Source organism: Rhodanobacter sp. KK11 (genome assembly GCF_033345435.1).
Classification (GTDB): domain Bacteria; phylum Pseudomonadota; class Gammaproteobacteria; order Xanthomonadales; family Rhodanobacteraceae; genus Rhodanobacter.
Window position 1 is genome coordinate 959,538 of record NZ_JAWPMI010000001.1, and the last position, 18,059, is coordinate 977,596.

Genomic DNA, 18,059 nt, shown 5'->3' on the forward strand with positions numbered 1-18,059 from the left:
CGGCAAGTCGCTGGATTTTCAGGGCTTTTGCCGCCACATGAGTGGAACCGATGGCCATCACCCTGAAATCCCCGCAAGACCTCGAAGGCATGCGCGTCGCCGGCAAGCTGGCGGCCGAGGTGCTGGCCATGCTCAAGGAGTACGTCAAGCCCGGCGTCACCACCGAGGAACTGGACCGACGCGCCTACGAGCACATCGTCAAGGTGCAGAAGGCGATCCCCGCCAACGTCGGCTACCACGGCTTCCCCAAGACCCTATGCACCTCGGTCAACCATGTGATCTGCCATGGCATCCCGAATGAGGGCAAGGTGCTCAAGGACGGCGACATCGTCAACCTCGACGTCACCGTGATCAAGGACGGCTGGCACGGCGACACCAGCCGCATGTACGTTGCCGGCAGCCCGTCGGTGCTGGCCAAACGGTTGGTCGACACCACCTTCGAGGCGATGATGCGCGGCATCCAGGCGGTGCGCCCGGGGGCGACGCTGGGCGACGTCGGCCACGCCATCCAGCAGCACGCCGAGGCAGCCGGCTTTTCGGTGGTGCGCGAGTACTGCGGGCACGGCATCGGCAAGGTCTATCACGACGAACCGCAGGTACTGCACTACGGCAAGCCCGGCACCGGTATCGAACTGAAGCAGGGCATGACCTTCACCGTCGAGCCGATGATCAACGCCGGCAAGCCGCAGACCCGTCAGCTGCCGGATGGCTGGACCGTGGTGACCAAGGACCACTCGTTGTCGGCGCAGTGGGAGCACACCATCGTGGTCACCGATGACGGCTTCGAGATTCTCACGCCCTGGCCCGACGCTTGAAGAAGCAGGAGCGAGTGAAGAGGGGCGAGAAATAGGGAGTCGAGCACGCGACGCCGACGCCGGACGCCGTGGAGGCGTGGCAGACTGCCTCTTCCACTTCTCGCTCCTGTTCACTCGGCTTTCTGCATGCCAACCGGCTCTCCAGCGCTCCCTCCTTTGCCCCGCCTGCCGCCGGCGGTACCGCGCTCGGGCGTGTCGGCCGAGGCACGGCAGGCCCTGCGACAGCTGCTGGGCGACGTCGACCGGGCACTGTCGACCGCGTTCCGCGATGGTGCCGATGCCAGTGCGCTGGCGCGGCGACGTGGCGAGTCGGTGGCGCGCGTGGTGGCGCACGTGTGGACCGCCTGCCTCGGCGACGCGACCGGGACGGCGCTGTTCGCAGTAGGCGGCTTCGGCCGCGGCCTGCTGTTTCCGTATTCGGATGTCGACCTGCTGGCCCTCGCGCAGGCGCCGGAACCGGCGCGCCTGCGCGCGCTCGAGCAGTTCTTCGCCACGCTGTGGGACATTGGCCTGAAGGTCGGCCATGCGGTGCGTAACCTGGCGCAGTGCCGTGCGCTGGCTGCGCAGGACGCCAGCGTGTTCACCAGCCTGCTCGACGCGCGGCGGCTGGCCGGCGACGCGGCATTCGACGTGCAACTCAAGGCGATCGTCGAGGATCCGCTGCTGTGGCCGCCGGCGGCGTACCTGGCCGCCCGGCTGGCCGAGCGCGACGCCCGCCACGCCCGCTTCGACGATACCGCCTACAACCTGGAGCCGAACCTCAAGGATGGCCCGGGCGGCCTGCGCACGCTCGACTCGCTGCGCTGGATGGGGCGGCGGCTGGCGCATGCGGACGATTTCGCCGACATGGTGGCCGAGGGCCTGCTCGACCCGGCCGAGCAGGCTGCGCTGGAGCAGTCCGAGGCCACCTTGCGCCGCTATCGCTATGCGCTGCATCTGGAGGCGGGGCGACCGGAGGAGCGGCTGCTGTTCGACTACCAGCGTGCGCTGGCCGCGCGGCTGGGCTTCGAGGACGAGCACGCAAAAAACCTGGGTGTCGAGCAGTTCATGCAGGGCTATTACCGCGCGGCCAGCCAGGTCGAGCGGCTGGGCGTGCAGGTGGCCGAGCGCTTCGAGGAGATGCTGGAGCCGCCGGGCGAGGCGGAACCGGTGGGCAGCGACTTCATCCGCTACGGCAAGCGCCTGGCGGCGCGTGACCCGCAGCTGTTCATGCGGCGGCCGGCCGCACTGGTGGAGGTCTTCATCGCCCGGCTGGACCAGCCGGGCGTGGTCGGCTTCAGCGCCGACACCATGCGCCGCATCCACCAGGCCACTGCTGCACACGGCGAGGCGCTGGCCGACGACGGCGAGGCACTGGCCGCGTTCCTCCGCCTGCTGCGCCGCGGTGCGCCGGCGGTGGAGGCGCTGTGGCGGATGAACCGGCACGGGCTGCTGGCGGCGATCCTGCCGGCGTTCGGCAAGGTGTTCGGGCGCATGCAGTACGACCTGTTCCATGCCTACACGGTCGACGAGCACACCTTGCGCGTGCTGCGCAACCTGGCGCGCTTCGCCGATCCCGCGGCGAAGCGCGAGTTCCCGCTCGGCTGCGAGATCTGGGCCGGCCTGCCCAACCCGGAGGTGATGCTGTTGTCCGGCCTGTTCCACGACATCGCCAAGGGCCGCGGCGGCGACCATTCCGTACTGGGCGCGGAGGATGCGCGCGCGTTCGGCGGCCGGCTCGGCCTGCCGCCGGCCGACGCCGAGCGGGTGGCCTGGCTGGTGCGCTGGCACCTGCTGATGAGCACCACCGCGCAGCGCCAGGACATCACCGACCCGGACGTGGTGCATCGTTTCGCCGAGGTGGTGGGCGACCGCGAACGACTCGGCCAGCTGTATCTGTTGACCGTGGCCGACATCATCGGCACCAGTCCGCGGCTGTGGAACGGCTGGAAGGACCGCCTGCTGGCCGACCTGTACACCAGTACCCGCTATGCGCTGCGCAGCGACGTGGAGCTGCCGCGCGACATCGGCGAGCGCGTGCGCGAATGCGCCGACTACGCGTTGGCGCTGCTGATGAACGAGGGCCATGCCGAGGCCGACGTGCTGCGCGTGTGGGCGGATTTCCCCCAGCTCAGCTTCCTGCGCCACCGGCCGGAGCAGATCGTCTGGCAGACCACCTCGATCCTGCACGCGCAGGGCGCGTTGCCGCTGGTGGCGGCGCATCCGCTGTCGGTGCGCGGCAGCACCGAGCTGTTCGTCTATGCGGCGGACCGCGACGGCCTGTTCGCCACCGTCACCGCGGTGCTGGACCGGCTGCGCCTGTCGGTGGTGGAGGCGCGCATCCTCAGCTCGCCCACCGGGATGGCGCTGGATACCTTCCTGCTGCTCGACGCGGACAGCCAGCAACCGATCAGCGCGGCCCGCGCGGAGGAGTTGCAGCAACGGCTGCAGCGCGCGTTGACGCAATCGGCCGGCGTGCAGCCGAGCAGGCGCGGCATGTCGCGCCACCAGAAGCATTTCCAGATGACGCCGCAGATCAGTTTCCACGCCGCCGGCGACCGTACCCAGCTGGCTCTGGTCGGCACCGACCGCCCGGGCCTGCTGGCCGCGGTGGCGCAGGTGATGCTGGCCACCGGCGTGCGCGTGCACGACGCACGCATCGCCACCTTCGGCGAACGCGTGGAGGATTTCTTCCAGCTCACCGACCGCCACGACGCGCCGCTGGACGAGGCGCTGCAGCAGCGCCTGCTGCAGGCCCTGCTGGAACGGATCGGCCCGGCGCGGGATTGAGTGCGGGGCTGCGCGTTATCATCGCGGCCGCTGCATGCCGCAGCGGCCGCACGGTTCCGCCATGACCTACCTGCTGATCAAGTCCCTGCACCTGCTGTTCGTCATCGCCTGGATGGCCACGGTGTTCTACCTGCCGCGGATCCTGGTGAACATGGCCGAGGCGGCGGGCGAGCCGGCGGTGCTGGCGCGGCTGCAACTGATGGGGCGGCGGCTGTACAAGTTCGGCCACAACGTGTTCGGCATCGCGTTCCTGTTCGGCTTGATCCTGTGGCAGGGCTGGCGGCTGTGGCCGGAGACCCTGCCGAATGTGGCTGCCGGCACGCACTGGATCGACGCCAAGCTGACCCTCGTGGGCGTGCTGCTGGTGTATTTCGTGTGGGCCGGGCGCGTACTCAAGCGCAGCGAAAAAGGCGGCGCGCTGCCGTCGTCGCGCGCGCTGCGTTGGCTCAACGAGCTGCCGGTGCTGCTGCTGCTGGGCGTGATCTGGCTGGTGCTGGCCAAGCCGTTTTGAGTTCATGGTTGTAGGAGCCCGCTCGCGGGCGATGCTCCTGAGTCCGCCCCAAGGGCCTCGCCTGCGAGCGGGTTCCTGCGTTCAGCGGTTGAAGTACTCGCGGTACCACGCCACGAACTTCGCCACCCCGTCCTCGATCGAGGTGTGCGGCGCGTAGCCGACGTCACGGCGCAACGCCGACACGTCGGCCCAGGTGTCCGGGACGTCGCCGGGCTGCATCGGCAGCAGGCGCTTTTCCACGCTGCGGCCGAGATGCTGCTCCAGCAGCTCGATGAAGCGCAGCAGTTGCACCGGTTGGTCGTTGCCGAGGTTGTAGACGCGGTAGGGCGCGCTCGAGCTGCCGGGATTCGGCTGCATGGCGTCATAGGCCGGATCCGCTTCGGCCGGATGGTCGAGCGTGCGGATCACGCCTTCGACGATGTCGTCGACGTAGGTGAAGTCGCGGCTGTGGTGGCCGAAGTTGAACACGTCGATCGGTTCGCCGCGGCTGATCCGGTCGGCGAACAGTATCGGCGACATGTCCGGCCGGCCCCACGGTCCGTACACGGTGAAGAAGCGCAGGCCGGTGGTGGGCAGGCCGTACAGATGGCTGTAGGTATGCGCCATCAGCTCGTTCGCCTTCTTGCTGGCGGCGTACAGGCTGACCGGGTGGTCGACCGCGTCCTCCACCGCGAACGGCAGCTTGCGGTTGGCGCCGTAGACCGAACTGGACGAGGCGTAGACCAGGTGCTCCACATTGCCGTGCCGACAGCCTTCGAGGATGTTGACGAAACCGACCAGGTTGCTCGACACGTAGGCCTGCGGGTTCTGCAGCGAATAGCGCACGCCGGCCTGCGCGGCGAGATTCACCACGCGCTGCGGCCTGAACGTGGCGAACGCGTGGTTCACCGCGCCCGCGTCGGCCAGGTCGGCGCGCTGGTGGGTGTAGTTCGGGTGGTCGATGAAGCGCGCCAGGCGGGCTTCCTTCAGCGCCGGGTCGTAGTAGCTGTTGTGGTTGTCGATGCCGTGCACCGCGTCGCCACGCGCCAACAGGCGCTGCGCCAGGGCGGCGCCGATGAAGCCGGCGGTGCCGGTGACCAGGATGCGCATGGAGTGTCCTCGGAAGATCGGGGCATTCTACCGCCGGGCCTTGCCGGCAAGGTCGCGCCGGGCGTGGATTGACAGGCCATCCGGGCTAAACTAGCGTTTCGGCATTATCCACGAGACCTGAGGTGGCCCGCGCTGCGCGCCGGCCGAGTGTGCGACATGGCAACTACCTGCTTCCATCACTGACCGCCACCACGCCTTCGTTTCTTCGTCACCTAAAGAAAGGGCGTCATGCCCTTTTTTGCTTTTCCAGAGAAGTCTCCATGATTGAAATCACGCTACCCGACGGCAGCAAGAAGCCGTTCGACCATCCGGTCACCGTGCAGGACGTGGCTGCCTCGATCGGCGCCGGCCTGGCCAAGGCCACCCTGGCCGGCAAGGTCGACGGCAAGCTGGTCGATGCCGGCTTCCCTATCGAGCACGACGCCAGCGTGCAGATCGTGACCGAGAAGAGCCCCGAGGCGCTGGAGATCCTGCGCCACTCCACCGCGCACCTGATGGGGCAGGCGGTGCAGCGGCTGTTCCCTGGTGCGCAGGTTACCATCGGCCCGGTGATCGACAACGGCTTCTACTACGACTTCGCCTACGAGCGCCCGTTTACCCCGGACGACCTGCCGAAGATCGAGGCGGAGATGCACAAGATCGTGGCCGAGCAGCTGCCGGTGACGCGCAGCGTGAAGTCGCGCGACGAGGCGGTGGCGTTCTTCCGCGGCCTGGGCGAACACTACAAGGCGGAGATCATCGAGGGCATCCCGGCCAGCGAGGAGCTGTCGCTGTATTCGCAGGGCGAGTTCACCGACCTGTGCCGCGGCCCGCACGTGCCCAACACCGGCAAGCTGCACTCGTTCAAGCTGATGAAGGTGGCCGGTGCCTACTGGCGCGGCGACTCGAACAACGCGATGCTCAGCCGCATCTACGGCACCGCCTGGCTCAACGACAAGGACCTCAAGGCCTACCTGTTCCAGCTGGAAGAGGCCGAGAAACGCGACCATCGCAAGATCGGCAAGCAACTCGATCTGTTCCACCAGCAGGAAGAGAGCCCCGGCATGGTGTTCTGGCACCCGAACGGCTGGGCGATCTGGCAGCAGGTCGAGCAGTACATGCGCGGCGTGTACCGGAAGAGCGGCTACCAGGAAGTGCGCTGCCCGCAGGTGCTGGACGTGTCGCTGTGGAAGAAGTCGGGCCACTGGGACAACTACGCCGAGAACATGTTCTTCACCGAGTCGGAGAAGCACACCTACGCGCTGAAGCCGATGAACTGCCCGGGCCACGTGCAGGTGTTCAACAGCGGTCTGCACAGCTACCGCGAGCTGCCGATCCGCTATGGCGAGTTCGGCGGCTGCCATCGCAACGAGCCGTCCGGCGCGCTGCACGGCATCATGCGCGTGCGTGCGTTCACCCAGGACGACGGCCACATCTTCTGCACGCCTGGGCAGATCGAGTCGGAAGTGACCGCGTTTCACGCGCAGGCCATGCAGGTGTATGCCGACTTCGGCTTCGAGCGCATCGACGTGGCACTGGCGCTGCGCCCGGACAAGCGCATCGGCGACGACGAAGTGTGGGACCGTGCCGAAGCTGCGCTGCGCGGCGCGCTGGCGGCCGCCGGGGTGCAGTGGACCGAGCTGCCCGGCGAGGGCGCGTTCTACGGCCCCAAGATCGAGTACCACATGAAGGATTCGATCGGCCGCGACTGGCAGGTCGGCACCATGCAGGTCGACTTCATGATGCCCGAGCGCCTCGGCGCCGAATACGTGGACGAACACTCGCAGAAGCGCCACCCGGTGATGCTGCACCGGGCCATCGTGGGCTCGATGGAGCGTTTCATCGGCATCCTGATCGAGCACCACGCCGGCCTGCTGCCGGCCTGGCTGGCCCCGGTGCAGGCGGTGGTGATCAATATCACCGACGCACAGGCCGGCTACGCCCGGGAAGTGACGCAAGCCCTTGTCGACAAAGGTTTCCGGGTACAATCGGATTTGCGCAACGAGAAAGTCGGCTATAAAATCCGCGAACATACGCTGCAGAAAGTGCCTTATCTTCTCGTGGTCGGTGATCGTGAGAGGGAAACGGGTGCCGTTTCCGTGCGTACCCGTTCCGGCGAGGACCTGGGCAGCATGCCGTTGGCCGGCTTCGTCGAGCGACTGGAGACCGAAATCCGGCATTGAGTACCGGGCGGTCTGTTTCATTACTTCTTCTGGAGGATCGTGGTATCGCTACCACCGACAACAAGGGCAATCGTCGCAACCTGGAAATCCGCGTACCGCGCGTGCGCGTGATCGGTCCGGATTCCGAGCAACTCGGCATTCTCTCCCGTGACGAGGCGCTGCGCGCGGCCGAGGAAGCGGGCATGGATCTGGTCGAGATCCAGCCGAACGGCGACCCACCGGTCTGCCGCATCATGGATTACGGCAAGTTCAAGTTCGAAGCCCAGAAGAAGGCGCAGGCCGCCAAGAAGAAGCAGAAGCAGGTCGAGATCAAGGAAGTGAAGTTCCGTCCGGTCACGGACGTGGGCGACTACCAGATCAAGCTGCGCAACATGCTTCGCTTTCTGGAAGAGGGCGACAAGGTCAAGGTCACCATCCGTTTTCGTGGCCGCGAGATGTCGCACCAGGACCTGGGCCAGAACCTGGCCAGGAAGATCCAGGAGGACGTCGGCGACAACGGCCAGGTCGAGTCGTTTCCGCGCCTGGAAGGCCGCCAGATGGTCATGATGATCGGGCCGAAGAAAAAATAGGCATCACGGCGCCCATCGCACCGGGTAGCTTCCGGTAGGAGCGCCCCCTGTGTGCGAATGCTCTTGGCACCGATCGCCATCAGGGCATTCGCGCACAGGGTGCGCTCCTACTGGTATCCGAGGGGCGAACTCCGTATAATCGCCGGTTCGACCCGCCTGGATGGGTCGTGCACCGATCGTGGCAGGACGGAAAGCGTGATCCGCCGGATCACCGCCAGATCAGTCAGAAACCGGGGCGTTCCTGCGCGGATCCGCCCCACACAAGGAGCATTCCATGCCCAAGATCAAGACCAACCGGGCGGCTGCGAAGCGTTTTCGCAAGACCGCGTCGGGCAAGATCAAGTGCGGCCATGCGTTCAAGTCGCACATCCTGACCAAGAAGTCGACCAAGCAGAAGCGTGGTCTCCGTGCACCGAACCACCTGAAGGCGTGTGATGCGCCGGGCGTGGCTCGCATGCTGCCCTACTTGTAAGGAGACAGACCATGGCTCGTGTAAAGCGGGGCGTTATCGCCCGTCGTCGTCACAAGAAAGTCATCGGCCGTGCCAAGGGTTACTACAACGCCCGCCGCAAGGTCTTCCGCGTCGCCAATCAGGCCGTCATCAAGGCCGGCCAGTACGCCTATATCGGCCGCAAGCAGCGCAAGCGCCAGTTCCGCGCGCTGTGGATCGTGCGCATCAACGCCGCCGCGCGCATGTTCGGCCTGTCCTACAGCCGCCTGATCAATGGCTTGAGCAAGGCTGGCATCACCGTCGACCGCAAGGTCCTCGCTGATATCGCCGTGCACGACATCAAGGCGTTTGGTGCAATTGCCGAGAAAGCGAAGGCCAGTCTGGCCGCTTGATCGTCAGGCGCTGTGGCGCCAGCACGATATGATGTAAAGCAAGCGGGGAGGAGGCCAACGCCTCCTCCCCGTTTTCGTTTCTGTGGGATCCTCAAGTGGGAATCGCATCGATGGACGACCTGGACAGCCGCGCCGCGCAGGCGCTGGCCGAAATCGACAAGGCCGACACGCTGGAGGCGCTCGACGCGTTGCGCGTCGGGCTGCTGGGCAAGAACGGCATCGTCACCGCCGCGCTGAAGGCGCTGGGTACGCTGGCGCCGGATGCGCGCAAGGTGCGCGGTGCCGAAGTGAACAAGATCAAGGAGCGCCTCGCCGACGCGCTGGCCGCGCGCAAGCTGGCGCTGGAACAGGCCGAACTTGATCGCCGCCTCGCCTCCGAGAAGCTGGACATCAGCCTGCCGGGGCGCGACGGCGAACGCGGCGGCATCCATCCGATCACCCGGGCGCTGGAGCGCATCGCATCGATCTTCGCGCGGCTGGGCTACCAGCGTGCCGACGGTCCGGAGATCGAGGACGACTGGCACAATTTCGAGGCGCTGAATTTCCCGCCGCACCATCCGGCGCGCGCCATGCACGACACCTTCTACTTCGGCGACGGCCGCCTGCTGCGCACGCATACCTCGCCGGTGCAGGTCCGCAGCATGGCCGGCCGCCAGCCGCCGATCCGCATCATCGCGCCGGGCAAGGTCTATCGCAGCGATTCGGATCAGACCCACTCGCCGATGTTCCACCAGATCGAGGGCCTGCTGGTCGACGAAACCTCCAGCTTCGCCGACCTCAAGGGCACGCTGGCCGAGTTCATCCGCGCGTTCTTCGAGCGCGACTTCGAGATGCGCTTTCGTCCCAGCTACTTCCCGTTCACCGAACCTTCGGCCGAAGTGGACATTCGCTGGGACGCTGAGGATGGTTCGACGCGCTGGCTCGAAGTACTGGGCTGCGGCATGGTCCATCCGAACGTGCTGAAGAACTGCGGCATCGATCCTGAACGCTACACCGGCTTCGCCTTCGGCCTGGGCGTGGAGCGCTTCGCGATGCTGCGCTACGGCGTTTCCGATCTGCGCGCGTTCTTCGAGAACGACCTGCGTTTCCTCAAGCAGTTCGCCTGATCGCATCCTGGAATCCACGAGCATGAAATTTTCCGAGAACTGGCTGCGCGAGCTGGTCGAGATCAAGGCCGACCGCGCCCAATTGGCCCATGCGCTGACCATGGCCGGGCTGGAAGTGGAGGAACTCACGCCGCTGGGCCAAGGCCTGGCTGGCGTGGTGGTGGCTGAAATCATCGCCGCCGAAAAGCACCCGCAAGCCGATCGGCTGCAGGTGTGCAAGGTGGATGCGGGGCAGGGCGAGCCGCTGCAGATCGTCTGCGGCGCGCCGAACGCGCGCGTGGGCATCAAGGTGCCGCTGGCCATGATCGGTGCAACGCTGCCCGGCGGCATCGGGATCAAGGCGGCGAAACTGCGTGGCGTCGAGTCGTCCGGCATGCTGTGCTCGGCCAGGGAGCTGGGCATCGACGCCGACGCTTCCGGTTTGCTGGAACTGCCGCTCGATGCGCCGGTGGGCCAGCCGCTGGCTGACTATCTGGGGTTGCCCGACGCCAGCTTCGAACTGAAGCTCACGCCGAACCGCCCCGATTGTCTTGGCCTGGTCGGCCTGGCCCACGACGTGGCCGCATTGTTCGGCAGCATGGTGAAGGTGCCGGCACAGGCAGCTGCGCCGGTGACCGGCGAGGCGCGTCGCGGCATCCGGCTGGAAGCCGGCAGGGATGCGCCGCGCTATCTCGGCCGCATCGTCGAAGGCATCGACCCGGCTGCGCGCACGCCGCTGTGGCTGGCCGAGCGCCTGCGCCGCGCCGGCCTGCGCCCGATCAGCGCGGTGGTGGATATCACCAACTACGTGATGCTGGAACTGGGCCAGCCGCTGCATGCATTCGACAACGACACGCTCGAAGGCGACATCGTGGTGCGCCAGGCGCGCCCCGGCGAGACGCTGAAGCTGCTCGACGGCAACGAGGCGAAACTGGATGCGGGCTTCGTGCTGATTGCCGACGAAGCGAAGCCGCTGGCGGTGGCCGGCGTGATGGGCGGTTTCGATTCGCGCGTCACCGACGCTACCCGCAACATCTTCTTCGAGGCCGCGCACTTCGCGCCGGCCGCGATCATGGGACGCGCACGCAAGCTGGGCCTGCACACCGATGCCTCGCATCGCTTCGAGCGCGGCGTCGACCCCGGGCTGCCGCGTCGCGCGCTGGAGCGCGCCACCGAACTGCTGCTGGCGATCGCCGGCGGCAAGGCCGGCCCGGTGCTGGTGGCGGAAAACCTCGCTGACCTGCCGTCGCCAGCGCCGGTGACGCTGCGCCGCGCGCGCCTCGGGCGCGTGCTTGGCGTGGAGGTGGCCGATGCCGAAGTGGTGCGCATCTTCACCGCGCTGGGCATGCGGGTGGAGACCACGGCCGACGGCTGGCGGGTCACCGCGCCGAGCAGCCGCTTCGATATCGAGCGCGAGGAGGACCTGATCGAGGAGGTCGCGCGCATCTTCGGCTACGACAACATCCCCATCGCGACGCCGGCCGGCGCGCTGACCCTGGCCATCGAGCCGGAGGCGCGCATCAGTGAGCTGGCGCTGCGCGAGCAACTGGCCGCGCGCGGCTACCATGAGGCCGTCAACCTGTCCTTCGTGGCGGCCGACCTGCTGGCGGGCTGGGGTTTCAACGAAGGCCTGGTGTCGCTGGCCAACCCGCTTTCGGCCGACCTGGCCGTGATGCGGCCGTCGCTGCTGCCGGGGCTGGTCGAGGCGCTGCGGCACAACCGCGCGCGCCAACAGGAGCGGGTGCGCCTGTTCGAGGTCGCGCGGGTATTTGCCGCGGGCGATCCTCCGGTGGAAACCCCCAGCCTGGCCATCGCCGCTTGCGGCAGCGCCCGTGCCGAGCAGTGGGGCGAGCCGTCGCGGGTGCTGGATTACCATGACCTCAAGGGCGACCTGGATGCCTTGGTGGCCTGGGGCGGGGAGCCCCGGCGCTGGTCGGTGCGTGCTGACGGCCTGCCGGGCTGGCTGCATCCGGGGCGCGGCGCACGGGTCACCCGTGACGGCGAGACCGTGGGTTATCTGGGGGCGTTGCATCCGCGTCTTGCCAAGGCGCTGGATCTGGGAGCTGACGTGCATGTGCTGGAACTGGCCCTGGAGCCGCTGCTGGCGCGCCGCCTGCCGCAGGTCCGGGCGGTGCCAAGATTCCCCGCAGTCCGCCGCGACATCGCGGTGGAGCTGCCGGAATCGGTCAGCTGGTCACAGATCGAGCAGGTGGTCCGCCGCACGCTGGGCGAGCGGCTGAAAGAATTGCGCCTGTTCGACCGTTACAGCGGCAAGGGTGTCGAAGCCGACCGAAAAAGCCTCGCTATGGGCTTGATTTTACAGGACGCTTCACGCACGCTTACCGACGACGACGCGGACCGTTGCGTACGTGAGGCGATAGCTGCGTTGGAGCAGACATGCAAGGCAAAGCTGCGAGGGTGAAATGGCGCTGACCAAGGCGGAAATGGCCGAGCGGCTTTTCCTCGACGTGGGCCTCAACAAGCGTGAGGCCAAGGAGTTCGTGGACGCCTATTTCGAGGTGGTTCGCGGGGCACTGGAAAGCGGCGAGCAGGTGAAGTTGTCCGGCTTCGGCAATTTCGACCTGCGGCTGAAGAACCAGCGGCCCGGACGCAATCCGAAGACCGGCGAGGAGATTCCGATCTCCGCCCGGCGCGTGGTGACGTTCCGGCCGGGACAGAAACTCAAGGTAAGAGTCGAGGGCTATGCTGGACCAAGGGAATAACACCGAACTGCCTGCCATTCCGGCCAAGCGCTACTTCACCATCGGTGAGGTCAGCGAGTTGTGCGGTGTGAAGCCCCACGTGCTGCGCTACTGGGAGCAGGAGTTTCCCGCGCTCAACCCGGTCAAGCGCCGCGGCAACCGCCGCTACTACCAGCGCCACGACGTGCTGATGATCCGCCAGATCCGCTCGCTGCTGTACGACGAGGGCTTCACCATCACCGGCGCGCGCGCGCGCCTGGAAGGGCCGCAGGCGCGGATGGAGGCGAGCATCTCGCACCAGATCGTGCGCCAGGTGCGGATGGAGCTGGAAGAAGTGCTGACCCTGCTGCGTCGCTGAAGGCTTCCGGACGCGCCGCACAAGCTGCTAGACTTGCCAGCTTGCCGTATGTCGGGGCGTAGCGCAGCCTGGTAGCGCATCTGCCTGGGGGGCAGAGGGTCGTCGGTTCGAATCCGGCCGCCCCGACCAATTCGGTGACCGAGCACGAAAAAAGCGCCCGAGGGCGCTTTTTTCGTTTGGCGGCTTCAGTACAGCACGCGGCTGCGCAGCGTTCCGGGGATTGCCGCCAGCTTCGTCTTCAGCTCATTGGCCTGGGCCTCGTCGGCGCTGACGTCGATCACCACGTAGCCTACTTCGCCGTCGGTTTGCAGGAACTGCGCGTCGATGTTGATGTTGCCGGCCGAGAACAGTTCGTTGATGCGCGACAGCGTTCCGGGCACGTTGCGATGGATGTGCAGCAGGCGGCGGCTGTGCGGGTGTTCGGGCAGCGCCACTTCGGGGAAGTTTACCGCCGACAGGGTGGAGCCGTTGTCGCTGTAGCGCACCAGCTTGCTGGCCACTTCGATGCCGATGTTGTCCTGCGCCTCCAGCGTGCTGCCGCCGATGTGCGGAGTCAGGATCACGTTGTCCAGGCCGATCAGCGGCGAGACGAAGGGATCGTCGTTGCCTTTCGGTTCGAGCGGGAACACGTCGACCGCGGCGCCGGCCAGGTGGCCTGCGCGCAGCACCGCGGCCAGTGCGTCGATGTCCACCACGCTGCCGCGCGAGGCGTTGATCAGCATCGCGCCGGCGCGCATCTTCGCCAGTTGCTCGCGGCGGATCATCAGTTGGGTGGCTGGAGTTTCCGGCACGTGCAGAGTGACCACGTCGGCACGTTCCAGCAACTCGTCCAGGCCGGACACGGCGCGCGCGTTGCCCAGCGCCAGCTTGGTCTCGATGTCGTGGAAGATCACCCGCATGCCCAGGCTTTCGGCCAGCACGCCGACCTGGGTGCCGATGTGACCGTAGCCGACGATGCCGAGCACCTTGTCGCGCGTCTCGTAGCTGCCGCTGGCCGACTTGGTCCAGCCGCCGCGATGGCACAGCGCGTTTTTCTGCGGAATGCCGCGCAGCAGCATGATCGCCTCGGCGATCACCAGCTCGGCCACGCTGCGGGTGTTGGAATAGGGCGCGTTGAACACCGGTACGCCGAGCCTGCGCGCGGCGTCCAGGTCCACCTGGTTGGTGCCGATGCAGAAGCAGCCCACCGCGATCAGTCGCTTGGCCTGCGCCAGCACCTCGGCGGTGAGGTGAGTGCGCGAGCGGATGCCGATGATGTGCGCGTCGGCGATGCGCGCCTTCAGTTCATCCTCCGGCAACGATTTCGCATGCAGCTCGACCTGGCTGTAGCCGGCGCGGCGGAAGTTCTCGACCGCACTGGCGCTGACGCCCTCCAGCAGCAACACCTTGATGTCCTGGCGGGGGTAGGAGGTCTGCATGCGTCGATCCTGGCTGGGGGAAAGTGCCTACTATGCCAGAGCCGGAGTCGGGATGCGGCACCGCAACACTGGACGCGGCGGGATGTGGCTGGCAGGCTGTGCGGACGATCCTGGAGCCGAAGCATGTCCGATCCCCGTCTCGCCGAATTGTCCCGCCGGTTGCCCGGGCTGCGCCTGCTCACCGCACCCTCCGAACGGGAGCATTACGGCCGTGACTGGACCCGCCGCTGGACCCCGGCGCCGCTGGCGATCGCGCTGCCGGCCAGTGCGGACGAGGTGCAGGCCATCGTGCGCTGGGCCAACGAACAGCGCGTGGCGATCGTGCCGTCCGGCGGCCGCACCGGCCTGTCCGGCGGCGCGGTGGCTGCCAACGGCGAGCTGGTGCTGAGCCTGGAGCGGATGAACCGGGTGGTGGGCTTCGATGCGGTCGACCGCACGCTCACCGTGCAGCCCGGCATGATCCTGCAGCACGTGCACGAGGCCGCCCGCGAGCACGGCCTGGTCTATCCGGTCGATTTCGCCGCACGCGGCTCCTGCTCGATCGGCGGCAACATCGCCACCAACGCCGGTGGCATCCGGGTGATCCGCTACGGCAACACGCGCGAATGGATCGCCGGGTTGAAGGTGGTCACCGGCAACGGCGAATTGCTCGAACTCAACCGCGGGCTGGTCAAGAACTCCAGCGGTTACGATTTTCGCCAGTTGCTGATCGGTTCGGAAGGGACGCTGGGCATCGTGGTCGAGGCCACGCTGAAGCTGACCGATCTGCCACCGCCGTCGCAGGTGATGCTGCTGGCGCTGCCGGACATGGACGCGCTGATGCAGGTGTTCGCGCTGTTCCGCGCGCGGCTCGCGCTGCAGGCCTTCGAGTTCTTCACCGATGCGGCGCTGCGCCACGTGCTGGCCCACGGCGCGCAGCGCGCCATCGACGGCGATCATCCCTACTACGTGGTGACCGAATTCGACGCGGCCGACGAGCGCCAGCAGGAGGCCGCCCTGGCCGCGTTCGAGCATGCGCTGGAGCAGGGCTGGGTCAGCGACGGCGTGATCGCGCAGAGCGAAGCGCAGGCCGCCGCGCTGTGGCGGTTGCGCGAGGGCATCACCGAGAGCCTGGCGCCGCGGCGGCCGTACAAGAACGACGTATCGGTGCGGATCAGCGCAGTACCGGCGTTCCTGCACGAGATGCAAGCGCTGCTGACGCGCGAGTATCCGCAGGTCGAGGTGGTCTGGTTCGGCCACATCGGCGACGGCAACCTGCACATCAACGTGCTGCGCCCGGATGATCTGGCGGAGGACGCGTTCATCGCCCAGTGCGAACACGTCACTACGCTGCTGGCGGTGACCCTGCAGCGCCACGGCGGCAGCATCTCGGCCGAGCACGGCATCGGCCTGGTCAAGCGGGCCTATCTGGAGAGCACCCGCAGCGCGGCGGAGATCGCGCTGATGCGCGGCGTGCGCGAGGTGTTCGACCCGCACGGCATCCTCAACCCCGGCAAGCTGTTCGCCGTCGATTGAAGGCCGGCAGGCCGTGTCCGTGCTAGGCTTGGCGGCTTGTCTGTTGGCTTCAGGGAGCCGTCATGCCGTCGTCGCCGCTGCGTACGCTGTATCCCGATATCGAGCCATTCGACAGCGGCTTCCTGCCGGTCTCGCCCCTGCACACGCTGTACTACGAGCAGAGCGGCAACCCGCACGGCAAGCCGGTGGTGTTCCTGCACGGCGGCCCGGGTGGCGGTACCAGTCCGAAGTGCCGGCGCTTCTTCGATCCGGCGGTGTACCGCATCGTATTGTTCGACCAGCGTGGCTGCGGCCAGTCCACTCCGCATGCCGAGTTGCGCGAGAACACCACCTGGGACCTGGTCGCCGACATCGAGCGCGTGCGCCAGCATCTGGGTATCGATCGCTGGCAGGTGTTCGGCGGTTCGTGGGGCTCCACGTTGGCGCTGGCCTATGCGCAGACGCACCCGGACCGGGTCACCGAGCTGGTGCTTCGCGGCATCTTCATGCTGCGTCGCTGGGAGCTGGAGTGGTTTTACCAGAAGGGCTGCGACGCGCTGTATCCGGATGCGTGGGAGGCCTACCTCGCGGCGATTCCCGAGGTCGAGCGTGGCGACCTGATGAGCGCCTACTATCGGCGCCTGACCAGCCCCGAGGCATCGGTACGCATCGACGCGGCGCGCGCCTGGTCGGTGTGGGAGGGGGCCACCAGTTTCCTGTGGCAGGACAAGTCGCACATCGAATCCAGCGCCGAGGGCGAATTCGCGCTGGCGTTCGCGCGCATCGAGTGCCACTACTTCGTCAACGGCGGCTTCTTCGAGCACGACGACCAGTTGCTGCGCAACGTCGAGCGCATCCGCCACATCCCGGCGGTGATCGTGCAGGGCCGCTACGATGTGGTGTGCCCACTGCGCAGCGCGTGGGACTTGCATCGTGCCTGGCCGGAGGCGGACCTGCACATTGTGCAGGATGCCGGCCATTCCGCGTTCGAGCCCGGGATCCTGCACGAGCTGGTGGAGGCGACTGACCGCTTCGGCCGGTGAGCCAGCAGCGGCCGCCGGAACGGCTTCAGTCGTTCGCCGGCAGCTGTTTGGTGCCGAAGATCTTGTCGCCGGCGTCGCCCAGGCCGGGCAGGATGTAGCCGTGTTCGTTGAGGCGCTGGTCGATCGCGGCGGTGTAGATCTCGATGTCGGGATGGGCAGCGGTGATGCGCTCCAGGCCCTCCGGCGCGGCGACCAGGAACAGCCCCTTGATGCGTTTGCAGCCGGCCGCCTTGAGCATGTCGACGGTGGCGATCAGGGTGCCGGCGGTGGCCAGCATCGGGTCGACGATGAGTGCGATGCGTTCATCCATGCGGCCAGTGAGCTTCTCGTAGTAGGTCGTCGGCTTCAGCGTCCGCTCGTCGCGCTGCAGGCCGACCACGCTGACCTTGGCGGCGGGAATCAGGTCGAGCACGCCCGGCAGCATGCCCAGACCGGCGCGCAGGATCGGCACGATGGTGATCTTCCTGCCCTTGATCCGCTGCACCTGCAGCGGCCCGGCCCAACCCTCGATCTGCTCCTCGACGGTTTCCAGGTCCTTGGTGGCCTCGTAGGTGAGCAGCGCGGCGACCTCGGAGGCCAGCTCGCGGAATTCCTTGGTGCTGATGCCGGCGCGGCGCATCAGGCCGAGCTTGTGCCGGATCAGCGGGTGGCGGACTTCGACGATCTTCATGGGCGACTGTCTTCCGAGTGCGGGGCGCACGACAGTCGGGGAGCTTAACGAAGCAGCCCCGCCGGCGCACGCATGGACATGCGCACGACGGCGGGGCCGGAGGGGTGACAGGAGCCGGCGGTATTACGGAGTGCCGGCGGCGCCCTTGAGGCAGCTGCTCATGAATGTCTTGCGCTCCGCGCCCTTGAGCGCTTTCGCCTTGGCGTCGGCATTGCAGGACTTCATTTTCTCCTGCTGGGTCTCATGGGCCGCAGGTGTCGTCGAGGGTGCGGCAGCGGCAGGCGTGGTGGCCGCGGTGGTGCTCTGGCCCTTCAGGCAGGAGCTCATGAAGGTCTTGCGCTCGGCTCCTTTCTTGCCGGTCGCCTGCTTGTTGCAGTCGATCATGCGCTGCTGCTGGGCGGTATGCGGCTTGGCCGCCGGTGCGGTGGCAGGGGCGGTGGCCGGGCTGGCGGCAAAGGCGGCGCCGGCGAAGGCGAGGGTGGCGCTGAAGGCGAGCAGGCGTAGAGATAGTGACATCGTGAGTCCTCCCTG

Annotated in this window: 17 protein-coding genes and 1 tRNA gene; 14 read left to right on the forward strand and 4 right to left on the reverse strand. The window is 67.2% G+C overall.

Annotation, left to right across the window (positions count from 1 at the left end; genetic code table 11):
* Positions 1-50: 50 nt before the first annotated feature.
* The 3 genes from map (at position 51) to R5H19_RS04250 (ending at position 4,095) form a co-directional block, all read left to right on the forward strand.
* Positions 51-815, forward strand: a complete 765-nt coding sequence (gene map, locus R5H19_RS04240; protein WP_318157710.1) for a type I methionyl aminopeptidase — start codon at positions 51-53, stop codon at positions 813-815.
* Positions 816-941: 126 nt separating this feature from the next.
* Positions 942-3,584, forward strand: a complete 2,643-nt coding sequence (gene glnD / locus R5H19_RS04245; protein ID WP_318157711.1) for a [protein-PII] uridylyltransferase — start codon at positions 942-944, stop codon at positions 3,582-3,584.
* Between the two features lie 61 nt (positions 3,585-3,645).
* Entirely contained in the window at positions 3,646-4,095 is a 450-nt protein-coding gene (locus R5H19_RS04250; RefSeq protein WP_318157712.1) for a CopD family protein, read from the forward strand.
* An 81-nt stretch (positions 4,096-4,176) separates the two neighbouring features.
* Here the strand turns inward: R5H19_RS04250 and R5H19_RS04255 are convergent, their stop codons facing one another.
* The gene (locus R5H19_RS04255) at positions 4,177-5,184 is read right to left on the reverse strand and encodes an NAD-dependent epimerase (RefSeq protein ID WP_318157713.1); all 1,008 of its coding nucleotides are present in this window, start codon (positions 5,182-5,184) and stop codon (positions 4,177-4,179) included.
* 260 nt (positions 5,185-5,444) lie between these two features.
* Here R5H19_RS04255 and thrS point away from each other — a divergent pair, with 260 nt between their 5' ends.
* The 9 genes from thrS to R5H19_RS04300 all read left to right on the forward strand — a co-directional run bounded on the left by thrS (position 5,445) and on the right by R5H19_RS04300 (position 13,032).
* Positions 5,445-7,346, forward strand: a complete 1,902-nt coding sequence (gene thrS / locus R5H19_RS04260; protein WP_318157714.1) for a threonine--tRNA ligase — start codon at positions 5,445-5,447, stop codon at positions 7,344-7,346.
* Between the two features lie 44 nt (positions 7,347-7,390).
* A complete protein-coding gene (gene infC, locus R5H19_RS04265; RefSeq protein ID WP_318158152.1) occupies positions 7,391-7,915 on the forward strand; it encodes a translation initiation factor IF-3 in 525 nt (174 codons plus the stop codon).
* Between the two features lie 274 nt (positions 7,916-8,189).
* Positions 8,190-8,387: a 50S ribosomal protein L35 gene (rpmI, locus tag R5H19_RS04270; RefSeq protein WP_007512063.1), complete on the forward strand. Its 198-nt coding sequence runs from the start codon at positions 8,190-8,192 to the stop codon at positions 8,385-8,387.
* An 11-nt stretch (positions 8,388-8,398) separates the two neighbouring features.
* Entirely contained in the window at positions 8,399-8,758 is a 360-nt protein-coding gene (gene rplT / locus R5H19_RS04275; protein WP_318157715.1) for a 50S ribosomal protein L20, read from the forward strand.
* 110 nt (positions 8,759-8,868) lie between these two features.
* Positions 8,869-9,864, forward strand: coding sequence for a phenylalanine--tRNA ligase subunit alpha (gene pheS / locus R5H19_RS04280; protein ID WP_318158153.1), 996 nt, complete (start codon positions 8,869-8,871; stop codon positions 9,862-9,864).
* Between the two features lie 22 nt (positions 9,865-9,886).
* Positions 9,887-12,265: a phenylalanine--tRNA ligase subunit beta gene (gene pheT, locus R5H19_RS04285; protein ID WP_318157716.1), complete on the forward strand. Its 2,379-nt coding sequence runs from the start codon at positions 9,887-9,889 to the stop codon at positions 12,263-12,265.
* A gap of 1 nt (position 12,266) precedes the next feature.
* Entirely contained in the window at positions 12,267-12,566 is a 300-nt protein-coding gene (gene ihfA, locus R5H19_RS04290; RefSeq protein ID WP_318157717.1) for an integration host factor subunit alpha, read from the forward strand.
* Positions 12,547-12,903, forward strand: coding sequence for a MerR family transcriptional regulator (locus R5H19_RS04295; protein ID WP_007512073.1), 357 nt, complete (start codon positions 12,547-12,549; stop codon positions 12,901-12,903). Before ihfA ends, R5H19_RS04295 begins: the two co-directional genes overlap by 20 nt.
* A 52-nt stretch (positions 12,904-12,955) precedes the next feature.
* Positions 12,956-13,032 (forward strand) — tRNA-Pro (locus R5H19_RS04300).
* Between the two features lie 56 nt (positions 13,033-13,088).
* Here the strand turns inward: R5H19_RS04300 and serA are convergent.
* A complete protein-coding gene (serA, locus tag R5H19_RS04305; protein WP_318157718.1) occupies positions 13,089-14,321 on the reverse strand; it encodes a phosphoglycerate dehydrogenase in 1,233 nt (410 codons plus the stop codon).
* 123 nt (positions 14,322-14,444) lie between these two features.
* Between serA and R5H19_RS04310 the strand changes: the two genes are divergently transcribed.
* Complete coding sequence (locus R5H19_RS04310) at positions 14,445-15,836, forward strand: FAD-binding oxidoreductase (RefSeq protein WP_318157719.1); 1,392 nt, start codon at positions 14,445-14,447, stop codon at positions 15,834-15,836.
* A gap of 62 nt (positions 15,837-15,898) precedes the next feature.
* A complete protein-coding gene (gene pip / locus R5H19_RS04315) occupies positions 15,899-16,858 on the forward strand; it encodes a prolyl aminopeptidase (RefSeq protein WP_318157720.1) in 960 nt (319 codons plus the stop codon).
* A 25-nt stretch (positions 16,859-16,883) separates the two neighbouring features.
* Here the strand turns inward: pip and upp are convergent, their stop codons facing one another.
* Together upp and R5H19_RS04325 are read right to left on the reverse strand one after the other, a co-directional pair.
* A complete protein-coding gene (gene upp, locus R5H19_RS04320) occupies positions 16,884-17,528 on the reverse strand; it encodes a uracil phosphoribosyltransferase (protein WP_318157721.1) in 645 nt (214 codons plus the stop codon).
* A gap of 123 nt (positions 17,529-17,651) precedes the next feature.
* Positions 17,652-18,044: a PsiF family protein gene (locus tag R5H19_RS04325; RefSeq protein ID WP_318157722.1), complete on the reverse strand. Its 393-nt coding sequence runs from the start codon at positions 18,042-18,044 to the stop codon at positions 17,652-17,654.
* Positions 18,045-18,059 lie beyond the last annotated feature (15 nt).